Source organism: Caenimonas sedimenti (assembly GCF_007833165.1).
Lineage (GTDB): Bacteria > Pseudomonadota > Gammaproteobacteria > Burkholderiales > Burkholderiaceae_C > Ramlibacter > Ramlibacter sedimenti.
Genome location: NZ_VOBQ01000017.1, coordinates 1 through 13,444, shown reverse-complemented (window position 1 = coordinate 13,444; position 13,444 = coordinate 1). Strand labels below are relative to the sequence as shown.

Genomic DNA, 13,444 nt, shown 5'->3' with positions numbered 1-13,444 from the left:
CACGCGCGCCACCGCCGACCGCGTCAGGCCAGGCTGGCCAGCGAGTAGTTCTGCGGCCCGCGGCTGGCGATCTTGATCGCCCCCACGCGGTTGCCCAGTTCGGCGCACTTCGGCAGACTCCAGCCCTGCTCCAGGCCATGCAGCAGCGCGCCGCGCCAGGCGTCGCCGCATCCCGTCGGGTCCACCACCGCCGCGGCCTTGACCGGCGGCACGAGCGTCTTCTCGCCGCCGATCCAGACCTCGCAGCCGTCGCCGCCGAGCGTGACGACCAGCCCCTGGGTGCGGCGCGAGATCTCCGCGCTGTCCCAGCCCGTGCGGTCGCACAGCATCTTGCCCTCGTAGTCGTTCACGGTCACCCAGGTGGCCTTTTCGACAAAGGCGGCCAGCTCCTTGCCGTCGAACATCGGCAGGCCTTGCCCCGGGTCGAACACGAACGGGATGCCGGCCGCGTGGAACTGCTCGGCGTGCTGCAGCATCGCGTCGCGGCCATCGGGCGAGATCATGCCCAGCTTGATGTCCGCGCGCGCCGCGATGCGATTGCGATGCGCCTGCATCATGGCGCCGGGGTGGAACGCGGTGATCTGGTTGTTGTCCCGGTCCGTCATGATCATCGCCTGCGCGGTGTAGGTGTCTTCCACCTCGAGCACGAATTCGGTGCTGATGCCGAGCGCCCGCAGGCGCGCCAGGTAGTCCGCGCCGTCGGTACCCACCGCGCCCATGGGCAGCGGCGTGCCGCCCAATTGCTTGAGGCTGTAGGCGATGTTGCCGGCGCAGCCGCCGAAGTCGCGCCTGAGCGCCGGCACCAGGAAGGACACATTCAGGATGTGCAGCTGGTCGGGCAGGATCTGTTCGGCGAAGCGGCCTTCGAAACCCATGATGGTGTCGAAGGCAAGGGAACCACAAATGACAGCGGGCATGACGTCCTGGAGGATGAGGTGGAGGGAATCAGGGATAGAAAGCGAGCAGGCGGTAGCCCGCGATGCGCGCGGGAGCGCCAGGGGCGACCGTGAGGCCGACCGCGCCCGTCCAGTCGGAGGCGGCGTCGATGACGCGACCCTTGGCACCGAGTTCCTCGGGAGTGAGCACCCGTCGCATCAGCGGCTGATCCTGCGCATCCGTGAGCGTGAGCTCCATGGCCGGCGTCGCGACTTCGACGGCCGCGGTGTTGCGCAGGGTGAAGCTGAGCCGGTAGGCGTCGCTGCGCAGCTTGTTGAACGAAGAGCTCTCGATCACGATCGCCTCGATCTGGCGCGAGGGGCCCAGCCGGCACTGCATCCATTCGCACATCTGCTCCAGCCAAGGTTTGAGCTGAGGCTGCGCCACCGCGAGGCGGTCGCGGTCCTGGTAGGCCAGCTGCAACACCAGTGCGAACGCGAGAACCAGGCTGAGGAACATGAGGCTGAGGCGGACGCCTGGGCGCCGCCAGAAGGCACGCCGCCGAGCCTGGCGGACGAAGGAGACCTGGTCGATGTCGGCCGGCTCGGCCAGCGACGCCGGCCTGCTCTCTCGCGCGCGCGGCGCGATCGGTGGCGAGACGGAAGGGACCGGATCCGAGTGATCGAGGTCCGAGCGGCGGAACACAAAGGGCGCGTCGAGGGGGGAGGCTTCCAGCGGCTCGCTCTCCGGCCCTTCGGTTGCGGCGACGGCTGCCGCGGGCGCCGATCGGGCGAAACCCGTGGGACGGCTCGCGGTGATGTTCGCGAAATCGAGCGCCGCCGGCGTCTTCGGCGGTACCGGACCTGCCGCCGGCGGAGCGGAAAGAGGAATGTCCCAGTCCTCGGGCAACTCGCCCGGCTGGGTCGGGAGAGCCTCTCGAACCTCGGGCGAAAGGTGGTCCGCCATGTGCGCGGTCGCGTCGAAGATCTCGGCGCAATGGCCGCAGCGCACCCAGCCCTCGGAGATCCTCAGCTGGTCGGGGACCACGCGGAACATCGTGCCGCAGGCCGGACAGCTGGTGATGAGGCTCATGAGCCGCAGATTGTAGTAATTCTCACCGCCTGGCCGTCATGAGGATCCAGCCGTCCTCCTCGTCGCGCACGCTGAGGCGGACGTAGGGCGCGTAGGCGGCCTGCAGTTCTTCGGCTTGCCGCGCGAGGATTCCCGCAAGCACCAGATCGCCGCCGGGGCCGACATGGCCGCACAACAGCGGCGCCAGCACTTTCAGGGGCGACGCCAGGATGTTGGCCAGCACCACCTGGTAGCTGCCCCTGGCCTGGTCCGGCAGGCCTGTGCGAATCCGGACGGTGTTGGCCTCGGCGTTGTGCGCGGCCGACTTGACGGCCGCCTCGTCGATGTCGACCGCATCGACCTCGGTCGCGCCGAACTTCGCGGCGGCGATGGCCAGGATGCCAGAGCCGCAACCGTAGTCCAGCACGCGCTCCCCGCCGGGCGCCCGGCCGGCGATCCAGCGCAGGCACATGCGGGTGGTCGGGTGGGTGCCGGTGCCGAAGGCCAGGCCGGGGTCCAGGCGGATCACCTGGCTGGCCTGCGCCGGTGGTTCGTGCCAGCTCGGGACGATCCAGAACGAGGGCGTGATCTCGACCGGCTCGAACTGCGACTGGGTCAGCCGCACCCAATCTTCCTCGGGCACGGGCGTGATGCCCAGCAATCGGCAGTCGACGAAGAAATCCTGCGGCGCCAGCAGTCGGGCGCCCTCCTCGGCCTGGGCCAGTTCACCGAACAAGGCGACGACCAGCGAGCGCTGCCAACCGCCTTTCGGCGGGGGCATGCCGGGTTCGCCGAAAAGGGCCTGCTCCGCCGGGGTCTGCGCGTCGGCGTCTTCGACCGAGACGCTCAGCGCCTCCAGCGCTTCCAGCGCCTCGCTCACGTCTTCGACGCGATCCTCGGGGCACAGCAAGCGCAGGTCGAACATCAGCGTTTGTGGTGGGACAACCACTCCTCGAGATAGTGGATGTTGGTCCCGCCGTCCATGAACTTCGCGTCCACCATCAGTTCGCGATGCAGTGCGATGTTGGTGTTGATGCCTTCCACCACCGTCTCGGCCAGTGCCGTGCGCATGCGCGCCATCGCCTGCGCGCGCGTGTCGCCGTGCACGATGATCTTGCCGATCATCGAGTCGTAGTTCGGAGGCACGAAGTAGTTGTTGTAGACGTGGGAGTCCACCCGGACCCCCGGGCCGCCGGGGGCATGCCACAAGGTGATGCGCCCGGGCGACGGCGTGAACTTGTACGGATCCTCGGCGTTCACCCGGCACTCGATGGCGTGGCCGCGCAGCACGATGTCACGCTGCGCGAAGGGCAGCTTCTCGCCAGCCGCCACCATGATCTGCGTGCGCACGATGTCGACGCCGGTGATCAGTTCGGTCACCGGGTGCTCCACCTGCACCCGCGTGTTCATCTCGATGAAATAGAACTCGCCGTTCTCGTAGAGGAACTCGAACGTGCCGGCGCCACGATAGCCCAGCTTCTTGCAGGCGGCGGTGCAGCGCTCGCCGATCTTCTCGATCAGCTTGCGCGGGATGCCCGGCGCCGGCGCCTCCTCGATCACTTTCTGGTGCCGCCGCTGCATGGAGCAGTCGCGCTCGCCCAGGTACACGGCGTTCTTGTGCTTGTCCGCCATGATCTGGATCTCGACGTGCCGCGGGTTCTGCAGGAATTTCTCCATGTAGACCGCCGGGTTGCCGAACGCAGCCTGGGCTTCCGCCTTGGTCATCTGCACCGCGTTGACCAGGGCGGCCTCGGTGTGGACGACACGCATGCCGCGCCCGCCGCCGCCGCCGGCCGCCTTGATGATGACGGGGTAGCCGACCTGTTTCGCGATGCGGCGCACTTCGGCCGGGTTGTCCGGCAGCTCGCCTTCCGAACCGGGCACGCAGGGCACACCCGCCTTGATCATCGCCTGCTTGGCCGACACCTTGTCGCCCATGGTGCGGATGTTCTCGGGGGTCGGACCGATGAACTGGAACCCGCTCTTTTCCACCCGCTCCGCGAAATCGGCGTTCTCCGACAGGAAGCCGTATCCGGGGTGAATCGCTTCGGCGTCCGTGACTTCGGCGGCCGAAATGATCGCCGGCATGTTCAGGTAACTTTGGGGCGAAGGTGCCGGGCCGATGCAGACGGCTTCCTCGGCCAGCTTCACGTACTTGGCTTCGCGGTCGGCCTCGGAATAGACCATGACGGCCTTGACCCCGAGTTCACGGCAGGCGCGCTGGATGCGCAGGGCGATCTCCCCGCGGTTGGCGACCAGGATTTTCTTGAACATGGGTCGCGCTTTATTCGACCACGAACAGCGGTTGGCCGTATTCCACCGCCTGGCCGTTCTCGCACAGGATCTGGGTGATGGTGCCGCCCTTGTCCGTCTCGATCTCGTTCAGGATCTTCATCGCCTCGATGATGCAGATGGTGTCGCCTTCCTTGACCTGGCTGCCGATCTCGACGAAGGCCTTGGCCCCCGGGGCGGAGGCGCGGTAGAAAGTGCCAACCATGGGCGACTTCACGATGTGCCCGCTGGGCGCCGCCGGGGCGGCCACGGGAGCCGAGGCGGCCGGGGCGCTGCCGACCGGCGCCGGGGCCAATGCAGCCTGGGTGGCCTGGGCCATGGGCGCCTGCGCCGCATGGACAACCGGCCCGCCGCCTTTGACAATGCGCACCTTGCCTTCGGCCTCGGTGATCTCCAGCTCCGAGACGTTGGACTCGGACACCAGGTCGATCAGGGTCTTGAGTTTGCGCAGGTCCATGGGCGTCTCCGATCGTTCTGAAAGAGGACGCGAATTTACAGCAAAATTCGGTTACTTCTTTCTAAAAGCTCGAAATCTCTCTTATTTTTTCGAACTGCCGCGAGCGGCCCGGCTGCGGTGGCGCCTCAGGAGGCCTGCGCCCAGGCTGCCAGATCGGCTTCGGAGACCCGGCCCATTCTACGCTGGCGCACGGCGCCGTCCGGGCCGAAGACCACGGTGAAGGGCAAGCCGCCCGTCAGGTTTCCCAGCTGCTTGGTGAGCTCCGTGCCTTCCAGCCCGGCCATCCCGATCGGGAAAGTCACCGGTCGACGCGCCAGGAAAGTGCGGACGGCGCTCGGCTGGTCGATCGCCAGGCCGACGACTTGCCAACCTTTTGGCGAATGTTGCCGGAAGAAGCCATCGAGAAGAGGCATCTCCTCGACACAAGGGGGGCACCACGTCGCCCAGAAATTCATCAGCAGGGGACGCCCTCGCATCGCGGCGAGCGGCAGCGCCGTGCCCTGAGGGGTCTGGAAACTCAAGGCCCACAGGGCCTGCACCGCCGCGTCGTCGGCGGCACCCGGCTGCAGCCGCCACCAGGCGACACCTGCTCCGGCGGCCACCGCGCCCGCGGCGACCGCGCCCGTCAACCAGCGCCGGCGACCGGCGAGTTTGCGCCGTCAGTCATGGCCGCCTTCCTCGATCAACCGGCGCACCGCCGCCAGGTCACCGCGCGGCGAACGCCCCTTCGCATCCGGACGCAGGGCGCCGCGCAGGTCGTCATGGTCGTAAATGAGCAGGTGCACCCCGACGTGCTCGCCCAGTTCCGGGCTCATGCTGCTCACGCTCAGCGCCTCCACCGGATCCCCATGCAAGCCGTTGACCGTTCGGGGGGTGTATTGCACGCCGTGGTCGATCAAGGCGATCTCCGCGGATTTCGGGTCGTCGCAGAACAGCTGGAGATGGATGTCCGAGAGCCGGGTGGCCGTCCCATGCCAGACCGCGCCGGCCAGGTGCGGCCGGAAACCCTCCAGCCGCTCCATCCAGGTCAGGGCCAATGCGCGCAGCGCCGCCAGTTCCCCCGGCTGGGTCTCGGCATGGAACAGGGCGATGTACTCCTTCACCGCGTCTTCCAGCGCATCGTTGTCCGGCAAGGCCGCCCGGGCAGGCAGGCCCAGCTGCTTGACGGCGCGCCGCTTGGCCGGCCCGTATTCGAGCCCCTCTTCCACCACCAGCCGCGCGGCTGCCGCGGCGATTTCCGACTGCACACTGTCCATCCCGGCATTCTGCATTGCCGGCGGGCGGCCGCAGGCCGTACAGTGCCATCGAAGGAGACATCGAAGGAGACATCGAATGAAGAGCACGATGATGGAGGGCGCCCTGTCGCTCAACCATTTGCTGGACCGCGCGGGCCGGATCTTCGCCGGCAACGAAATCGTCTCGCGCCTGCCGGACAAGTCGCTGCGCCGGCACACCTATGGCGAATTCCACCGCCGCACCCGTGCACTGGGATCGGCCTTGCAGAAGCTGGGGCTGCGCAAGGGCGACCGCGTCGCCACCCTTTGCTGGAACCACCATGCGCACCTGGAATGCTACTTCGGCATTCCCGCGGCCGGCGGCGTGATGCACACGCTCAACCTGCGGCTCTCGCCCGACGAGATCGGCTGGATCGCCGGCGATGCGAGCGACCGCTTCCTGGTGATCGACGACGTGCTGCTGCCGCTCTACAAGCAGTTGGCGCACCTGCATGCGTTCGAGAAGGTGATCGTCTTTCCGTTCTCCGGCAGCGCCGTGCCCGCGGAATTCGCCGACTATGAAGCCCTGCTGGCCGCCGCCGACCCGGCTGGCTTCACCTACGCGCCGCACGACGAGAACGACCCCGTGGCCATGTGCTACACGTCCGGGACCACGGGCCGGCCCAAGGGCGTCGCCTACTCCCACCGTTCCACCGTGCTGCACACGCTGGTCGCCAGCCTGGGCGACTTCTGGGGCCTGCGCGGCACCGACGTCGTGATGCCGGTGACGCCCATGTTCCATGCCAACAGCTGGGGCATGCCGTACGGCGCTGTGATGATGGGCGTGAAGCTGGTCTTCCCAGGCCCGCACCTGCACCCCGACGACCTGCTGGACCTGATGCAGCTGGAGCCACCGACCCTGTCGCTGGGCGTGCCCACGATCTGGATGAGCCTGATCCAGGCCTTCGATGCCGCGCAGCAGCCGGGCTCACCCAACGCCGGCCGCTGGAAGCTGCCGCGCGGCATGCGGTCGCTGGTGGGCGGCGCGGCCGTGCCGGAATCGCTGATCCGCGCCTTCGACCGGCACGGGATCTGGATCGAACAGGGCTGGGGCATGACGGAAACCTCGCCGGTCTGCACGATCTCCTATCCGCGCGCCGAGCTGCAGGGAGAGAGCGACGATGAGAAATACCGCCGCGCGGCGATGGCCGGCGTCCCGGTGCCCCTGGTGGACCTGCGCGTGTGGGGCGACGAAGGCGAGCTGCCCTGGGACGGCAAGAGCGTGGGCGAAATCCAGGTGCGCGGCCCTTTCATCACCGGCAGCTACCACGAGGTCCCGCTGGACCCCGGCAAATTCACCGAAGACGGCTGGCTCCGCACCGGCGACGTCGCCAGCGTGGACAACCTCGGCTTCGTGCGCATCACCGACCGCACCAAGGACCTCATCAAGTCCGGCGGCGAATGGATCAGCTCGGTCGACCTGGAGAACGCGCTGATGGCGCATCCAGCGGTCGCGGAGGCCGCGGTGATCGCGATCCCCGACGAGAAATGGAGCGAGCGCCCGCTCGCCTGCGTGGTGTGGAAGAAAGGGGCAGCGGCGCAGCCCGCTGACCTGAATGCGCACCTGCTGAAGCACAGCTTCGCCAAGTGGCAATTGCCGGAACGCTACGAATTCATCGACGCGGTGCCGCGCACGTCCACCGGCAAGTTCTGGAAGCTCAAGCTGCGCGAACGCTACCCCCGGTAACGCGCGCACCAGCGGGCGGTTACACGGGGCCGGGATAATTCCGGCCCATGCACATTCACATCCTCGGCATCTGCGGCACTTTCATGGGCGGCCTGGCGGCGCTCGCGCGCGAAGCGGGCCACCAGGTCACCGGCTGCGACGCCGGGGTCTATCCGCCCATGAGCGACCAGCTGCGCTCGCTCGGCATCGAACTCATCGAGGGCTTCGGCACGGAGCAGCTCGCGCTGGCCCCTGATCTCTGGGTGGTCGGCAACGTCGTGTCGCGCGCCCGGCAGGCGGACGGCACGCCGCGCTATCCGCTCATGGAAGCCATTCTCCACCAGGGACTGAAATACACCAGCGGGCCGCAATGGCTGGCCGAACATGTGCTGCACGGACGCCACGTGCTGGCGGTCGCCGGCACCCACGGCAAGACGACGACGACTTCCATGCTCGCGTGGATCCTGGAGCAGGCAGGACTCCAGCCGGGCTTCCTGGTGGGCGGCGTGCCCCTGAATTTCGGTGTGTCCGCCCGGCTCGGGCAGGGGCAGGCCTTCGTGATCGAGGCCGACGAGTACGACACGGCGTTTTTCGACAAGCGCAGCAAGTTCGTGCACTACCGCCCGCGCACGGCCATCCTCAACAACCTCGAGTTCGACCACGCCGACATCTTCGATGACCTGGCCGCGATCGAGCGCCAGTTCCATCACCTGGTGCGCATCGTGCCCTCACAGGGCCGCGTCGTGGTCAACGGGCTGGAGGAGAGCCTGGCACGGGTGCTGCACCTGGGGTGCTGGAGCGAAGTGCGCAGCTTCGGCGCGGCCGTCAGCGACTTCAGCGCGGAAGGGGAACCTGGGTCGTTCCAGGTGCTGGAGAACGGCCGGCCCGCCGGCCGGGTCGACTGGGACATCGGCGGCGTGCACAACCAGCTGAACGCACTGGCGGCCATCGCGGCGGCCCAGCACGTGGGGGTGGCGCCCGCCCGCGCCGCTCAGGCGCTGGCCGATTTCCGCAATGTGAAGCGCCGCATGGAAGTGCTGGGCGTGGCGGGGGGCGTCACTGTCTACGACGACTTCGCGCACCACCCCACCGCCCTCAGGACCACCATCGATGGCCTGCGCCGCCAGGTCGGCCCCGCGCGCATCCTGGCGGTGTTCGAGCCGCGCAGCAACACGATGAAGCTGGGAACGATGAAGGCCCAGCTGCCCTGGAGCCTGGAACAGGCGGACCTGGCGTTCTGCCACGCCGGCGGCCTGGGCTGGGATCCGGCTGATTCGATGGCGCCGCTGGGCGACCGCGCCCGCATCGCGCCCGACATCGGCACGCTGCTGCAACAGGTGCTGGCCGCGGCGCGGCCCGGCGATCACGTGCTTTGCATGAGCAACGGCGGCTTCGGCGGCATCCATGCCAGGCTGCTGGAAGGCCTGGGGCTGCGCGCCCGCGTCTAGTTGCCCCCGCGCGGCCGGAGCTTGTGCTCCAGCATCGCGGGCACCGTCACGTCGAGCGGCTTCGCGAGCGCGGTGCTGGCCGGGCCCACTTCCGAAGGCGTGGACGCTTCGCCTTCACGCCCACCCGCCGTGGGCGCGGCCTTGCTGGCCGTCGTGGTGATGGCCCCTGCGTAATACATGCAGCCGAGGTCCTGCGCGAGCACCGCTTCGGAGATGCCGGTGCGCTGGCGCAGTTCCTGGAAGGACGCTGGCAACGAATTCAGTTCGCGCACCACCGCCAGCAAGGAATCGCGCAGCCACCGCAGCGGCACGCGCGGGGCGTGGCGGAAGTAGATGGTCTCCGTGCGGTAGCGTTCCGGCAGCATGTCGCGCCGGGTGCGCCGCACATAGGCCCACACCAGCTGCGCCGGCGTGCAATCCACGAAGCGGGGCGGCAGCTCGGCGGCGCTCGCCGGCCGCTTGTCCCATTCCGCCTCCCACAGGTCGGCCGCCTCCGCCCCGGGATGGATGCCCGCGTGGCCGTTGCGGTAGTCGAGCACGGCCAGCAGATTGCCCTGGTGGATGAGGTGGTGGACGGTGCCGCGCAGGCTGGCCCCGCGCTGGACCACCATGGCGCCGAGCGCGAACTGCGCGCGGAGCACGCGCAACCAGTCATGGAAATGGGCGAGCGCCGAAAGCACCGATGCTTCATCGGCGAGGTCGAACACGCACAGCGGCTCGAAGTCCGGCGCCGCCAGCGGGGCGCAGAAGGCGACCGGCCGGTCGATCTCCGCCAGGTCCAGGTGCAGCGCATGTTCGGTCGGCTGGCCGGCCTTGACGCGGAGGTTGCCATCCTGCAGCAGCTTGATGCGGCTGCCATTCACCCACCAGCCGTCAGCTTCCGAGAACGGCACCAGCGACCAGCCGGGCCCGGTGCCAGGCAAGCGCGCGAGCAGCCCCTGGATGGCCTCGCGCTGCGCAGGCGAAAACCCCGTCGCGCCCAGCAACAGCGTCGGCTCCTCGCGTAAATCCTCGCCCCCCGCCAACATGCAGCCCCGTCATTTGAATTTGGAATGCGCCCGCCCCGGCTGGGGTGGCCGCCGATTATGGAACCCCTCGCCGCGCGGGGCCATCCCCGGGACGAAGGAATTGGGGGGACCGTGCTATTCGGGCGACAGTGGTGCAGGAACCGTCAGGTCCAGCGCCTGCTGTGGCGTCAGTCCGCCCGGGCCGGAGGCCGCGTCCAGTCCGGACGGCGTCACGCTTGGCAACGCGCTGTCGGACGCGTCGCCCGCCGGGCGCGAATGCCAGGTGGCCGCCCGGTTGGGGTTCGCGGTGATCGAACCCACGAGATAGAGCGCGGCCAGGTGGCGCGCCAGGGTCGATTCGCCGAGGCCGGTGCGCTGCCCCACTTCCTCGAACCGGCTGCCCGGGTGCCCGGCGAGGTCGCGCAGCAGCAGCAGGTGCGCGTCGTCCATCTTGCGCTGGGCCAGCCGCGGCGGCCGCCGGAAAAAGAGCGCCTTGTCACGGTAGTGCGCGGGCAGCAGGTCGCGGGTGGTGCGCGCCGCGTACTGCCACATCAGCTGCGACAGGCTGGCCTGGATGAATTCACGTGGCAGGTTCGCTTCGCCATGGTCACGGATGCACCAGGTGGCGTCGGCAAAGTCGAGCGGCGTGGCCTGCGGCGCCACTGCGGTGCCCAGGCGCACATCGACGACCGCGATCAGGTCGGAGCCCCGCAGGACCTCCCACGCGCCCGCCGCCAAGGCCGGCTCGTTCTCCACGATGCTCGCGGCCAGGGCGTACTGGGCCATTGCCGGCTGCAGCCAGGCGCCGAATTTCTTGAGGATCGCCGCCATGCTGGCGGGATCTTCGAGCCGGAAGAAGAAGGTCGGCTGGAATCCCCCGGCCATGGGCAGGGAGACAGCAAGGGGGCGGTCGACATCCGAGAGAGTCAGCTGGACGACCCGCGCCGCGGTCTGCCCCGGGGCGACCCGCAAGATGCCCGTGGGCAATGCCTGCGTCCGGCCGCCATGCAGCCACCAGGCGTCCGCCTCCGCGAATCCCCCGAGTTTCCATTCGACAGCCGCGGTCTCGGCCGCCGAGAGCGCGGCCTGCACCTGCTGTTGCTGCTCCGCGGCGAACCCGGCAATTCCCAGTCTCAACGTGGGACGGTCAATATTCATGGCTGGTGTCCTGCCTCGGCCGATCAGCGGCCCACCCGCCACAAATATAGACAGATCGTTACTTCATGTAAATACTTGTTACCGATTTGAGGCCAGCTTCCGACTAGCGGCGCCGGGCCCGAACCGCGTTCGACAGGACGTCCAGGACCTCCAGCGAATCGCCCCAGCCGATGCAGGCGTCGGTGATGCTCTTGCCGTATTCCAGGGCCTTCGGATCGTCCTTGCCGGGGCTGAATTTCTGGGCGCCCCCGGTGAGATGGCTCTCGATCATCACGCCGAACACGCTGCGCGAGCCTGCGGCGACCTGCGCCGCGATGTCGCGTGCCACATCCACCTGCCTTTCGTGCTGCTTGCTGCTGTTGGCATGGCTGCAATCCACCATCAGCGTGGCCGGCAGCTTGGCGGCTTCGAGCTCGGCACAGGCGGCGCCCACGCTGGCGGCGTCGTAATTCGGCGCCTTGCCGCCGCGCAGGATGACGTGGCAGTCCTTGTTGCCGTGGGTCTGGACGATCGCGACCTGCCCGTTCTTGTGCACGGACAGGAAGTGGTGCGGGCGGGCTGCGGCCTGGATCGCGTCGGTGGCGATCTTGATGTTGCCGTCCGTGCCGTTCTTGAACCCGATCGGCGCGGACAGGCCGGAGGCAAGCTCGCGGTGCACCTGGCTTTCGGTGGTGCGCGCGCCGATGGCGCCCCATGCGATCAGGTCGCCGATGTACTGCGGCGAGATCACGTCCAGGAACTCGCTGCCGGCCGGCAGGCCGATGCGGTTGATCTCGATCAGCAGCTGGCGCGCGATGCGCAACCCCTCGTCGATGCGGAAGCTCTCGTCGAGGTACGGGTCGTTGATGAGGCCCTTCCAGCCGACGGTGGTCCGGGGTTTCTCGAAGTACACGCGCATCACCACTTCCAGCGTGTCGGCGTATTTGTCTCGCGCCTCCTTCAGGCGGCGCGCGTAATCCAGCGCGGCGTTGGGGTCGTGGATCGAGCACGGGCCGATGACGACCAGCATGCGGTCGTCGCTGCCGGCCATGATGTCGTGGATGGACCGCCGGGTGCGGCCGATCAGGGTCTCGACGGGCGTCCCCTGGATGGGGAAGAAGCGGATCAGGTGTTCGGGCGGAGGGAGCACGGTGATGTCCTTGATGCGTTCGTCATCGGTCTGGCCGGTCTTGTCGATGGGATGCGCATACCAGGTCTCGCTGGCGGGGGTCTTGGCGGTCATGGACTGTCCTCGTGCTCGGTTTCAGGGGCCCAAAAAGAAAAACCGCCGGGGGTTCCGGCGGTTTGTTCGAGGGTCTTGCGTTTCTTCTGGGTACGCTCAGATCTCTCTTCCGCCGGGGGCGCTTGAGAACCAAAAATAGCCAAAAAAGAAAGACGCGACGCAATGCATAGGTGCAATGTAGCACACGGCCTGAGGCGCTCGCTGCGCCGCAGCATGAGCGTGTCTCATAGCCGCAACTTTTTCCACCATTGCAAGGCGCGCTCGACTTGCGGCCCCTCCTCGCGGGTGAAGGGCTGGGTGACGACGAACTCACCATCGAGCGGATCGCGGACCAGCTGCTCGTACATGTCGATCAGCAGCAGGCCTTCGCCGAGCGTGCGCCAGGCCACCAGCTCGAAATCCTCGGCCGCCAGCTGGAGCTGCGCGCCCCGGGCATCGCCCTGCAGCAGCCACTGGCCGATCAGCACCCGGAAATTGTTCAGCGCCTGCAGGTACGAGGCGTACTCGTAGAGGCCGCGCCATTCGAGCCCTAGGCCGACCACCATGGTGCGGTGGTCACGCAGGACCGTGAGGAAGTCCATCAGGAGCGGCGCCACGGCCGCCCTGCTGCGGTCCAGCCGCAGGCACGCGACGATCGCCTCGATGTGGGTCGCCAGCAGCGTCATGCCTTCGGAAAACTGCCGGCTGTCTTCGTCGGCGACGGCGCTGCGCAGGAACTGGCTCAGCTCGCCAAACGTGTGGATGCTGGGCAGGTGCGTCGCCGGGTCGAGCGGCAGGCGGGACGGCGGGACGGTGGAGGGCGACGACATACGACGCCGCCAGTATCCCAGGGCCGCCGGAGATTGGCTAGGAGCCTGGGCGGCAGAGAAACGGGCCTGCGTTGGGCCGAGAACAGGGCTCAGGCTAGGCGCGGGCGCGGGTCAAGACTGGCCGTCTTGACCCGTGACCGGAACGACGCATGAGCCCTGTTCTC

13 protein-coding genes are annotated in these 13,444 nt (G+C 68.2%); 2 read left to right on the top strand and 11 right to left on the bottom strand.

The window, feature by feature from the left end; translation table 11 throughout:
- Positions 1–23 precede the first annotated feature (23 nt).
- The 7 genes from FN976_RS20825 to FN976_RS20795 all read right to left on the bottom strand — a co-directional run bounded on the left by FN976_RS20825 (position 24) and on the right by FN976_RS20795 (position 5,952).
- On the bottom strand, positions 24–917 hold the full coding sequence (locus FN976_RS20825) for a carbohydrate kinase family protein (protein ID WP_145894997.1): 894 nt from the start codon (positions 915–917) through the stop codon (positions 24–26).
- A 28-nt stretch (positions 918–945) separates the two neighbouring features.
- Positions 946–1,968 carry a DUF3426 domain-containing protein gene (locus FN976_RS28970; RefSeq protein WP_186511058.1) on the bottom strand — a complete coding sequence of 341 codons (1,023 nt, stop codon included), beginning with the start codon at positions 1,966–1,968 and terminating at the stop codon, positions 946–948.
- 22 nt (positions 1,969–1,990) lie between these two features.
- Complete coding sequence (gene prmA / locus FN976_RS20815; protein ID WP_145894996.1) at positions 1,991–2,872, bottom strand: 50S ribosomal protein L11 methyltransferase; 882 nt, start codon at positions 2,870–2,872, stop codon at positions 1,991–1,993.
- A complete protein-coding gene (gene accC / locus FN976_RS20810) occupies positions 2,872–4,221 on the bottom strand; it encodes an acetyl-CoA carboxylase biotin carboxylase subunit (RefSeq protein WP_145894995.1) in 1,350 nt (449 codons plus the stop codon). Before accC ends, prmA begins: the two co-directional genes overlap by 1 nt.
- Positions 4,222–4,231: 10 nt before the next feature.
- The gene (gene accB / locus FN976_RS20805; RefSeq protein WP_145894994.1) at positions 4,232–4,696 is read right to left on the bottom strand and encodes an acetyl-CoA carboxylase biotin carboxyl carrier protein; all 465 of its coding nucleotides are present in this window, start codon (positions 4,694–4,696) and stop codon (positions 4,232–4,234) included.
- 125 nt (positions 4,697–4,821) lie between these two features.
- Positions 4,822–5,325, bottom strand: coding sequence for a TlpA family protein disulfide reductase (locus FN976_RS20800; RefSeq protein ID WP_145894993.1), 504 nt, complete (start codon positions 5,323–5,325; stop codon positions 4,822–4,824).
- A 30-nt stretch (positions 5,326–5,355) separates the two neighbouring features.
- A complete protein-coding gene (locus tag FN976_RS20795; protein WP_145894992.1) occupies positions 5,356–5,952 on the bottom strand; it encodes a hypothetical protein in 597 nt (198 codons plus the stop codon).
- Between the two features lie 76 nt (positions 5,953–6,028).
- Here FN976_RS20795 and FN976_RS20790 point away from each other — a divergent pair, with 76 nt between their 5' ends.
- A complete protein-coding gene (locus tag FN976_RS20790) occupies positions 6,029–7,657 on the top strand; it encodes a long-chain fatty acid--CoA ligase (RefSeq protein ID WP_145894991.1) in 1,629 nt (542 codons plus the stop codon).
- A 47-nt stretch (positions 7,658–7,704) separates the two neighbouring features.
- On the top strand, positions 7,705–9,084 hold the full coding sequence (mpl, locus tag FN976_RS20785) for a UDP-N-acetylmuramate:L-alanyl-gamma-D-glutamyl-meso-diaminopimelate ligase (protein ID WP_145894990.1): 1,380 nt from the start codon (positions 7,705–7,707) through the stop codon (positions 9,082–9,084).
- Here mpl and FN976_RS20780 read toward each other — a convergent pair.
- The 4 genes from FN976_RS20780 to FN976_RS20765 form a co-directional block, all read right to left on the bottom strand.
- Complete coding sequence (locus FN976_RS20780) at positions 9,081–10,112, bottom strand: hypothetical protein (protein WP_145894989.1); 1,032 nt, start codon at positions 10,110–10,112, stop codon at positions 9,081–9,083. The two genes, mpl and FN976_RS20780, sit on opposite strands and share 4 nt — an antisense overlap.
- A 114-nt stretch (positions 10,113–10,226) precedes the next feature.
- Positions 10,227–11,249 (bottom strand): hypothetical protein, encoded by a 1,023-nt coding sequence (locus tag FN976_RS20775; RefSeq protein ID WP_145894988.1) that lies wholly within the window; start codon positions 11,247–11,249, stop codon positions 10,227–10,229.
- 103 nt (positions 11,250–11,352) lie between these two features.
- Positions 11,353–12,471, bottom strand: coding sequence for a 3-deoxy-7-phosphoheptulonate synthase (locus tag FN976_RS20770; protein WP_145894987.1), 1,119 nt, complete (start codon positions 12,469–12,471; stop codon positions 11,353–11,355).
- 224 nt (positions 12,472–12,695) lie between these two features.
- Positions 12,696–13,280 carry a hypothetical protein gene (locus tag FN976_RS20765; protein WP_145894986.1) on the bottom strand — a complete coding sequence of 195 codons (585 nt, stop codon included), beginning with the start codon at positions 13,278–13,280 and terminating at the stop codon, positions 12,696–12,698.
- Positions 13,281–13,444 lie beyond the last annotated feature (164 nt).

Bases quoted from the DNA above. Each gene is read 5' to 3' on its own strand.
- FN976_RS20825 (WP_145894997.1), bottom strand. From the start codon at position 917: ATGCCCGCTGTCATTTGTGGTTCCCTTGCCTTCGACACCATCATGGGT.
- FN976_RS28970 (WP_186511058.1), bottom strand. From the start codon at position 1,968: ATGAGCCTCATCACCAGCTGTCCGGCCTGCGGCACGATGTTCCGCGTG.
- prmA (WP_145894996.1), bottom strand. From the start codon at position 2,872: ATGTTCGACCTGCGCTTGCTGTGCCCCGAGGATCGCGTCGAAGACGTG.
- accC (WP_145894995.1), bottom strand. From the start codon at position 4,221: ATGTTCAAGAAAATCCTGGTCGCCAACCGCGGGGAGATCGCCCTGCGC.
- accB (WP_145894994.1), bottom strand. From the start codon at position 4,696: ATGGACCTGCGCAAACTCAAGACCCTGATCGACCTGGTGTCCGAGTCC.
- FN976_RS20795 (WP_145894992.1), bottom strand. From the start codon at position 5,952: ATGGACAGTGTGCAGTCGGAAATCGCCGCGGCAGCCGCGCGGCTGGTG.
- FN976_RS20790 (WP_145894991.1), top strand. From the start codon at position 6,029: ATGAAGAGCACGATGATGGAGGGCGCCCTGTCGCTCAACCATTTGCTG.
- mpl (WP_145894990.1), top strand. From the start codon at position 7,705: ATGCACATTCACATCCTCGGCATCTGCGGCACTTTCATGGGCGGCCTG.
- FN976_RS20780 (WP_145894989.1), bottom strand. From the start codon at position 10,112: ATGTTGGCGGGGGGCGAGGATTTACGCGAGGAGCCGACGCTGTTGCTG.
- FN976_RS20775 (WP_145894988.1), bottom strand. From the start codon at position 11,249: ATGAATATTGACCGTCCCACGTTGAGACTGGGAATTGCCGGGTTCGCC.
- FN976_RS20770 (WP_145894987.1), bottom strand. From the start codon at position 12,471: ATGACCGCCAAGACCCCCGCCAGCGAGACCTGGTATGCGCATCCCATC.
- FN976_RS20765 (WP_145894986.1), bottom strand. From the start codon at position 13,280: ATGTCGTCGCCCTCCACCGTCCCGCCGTCCCGCCTGCCGCTCGACCCG.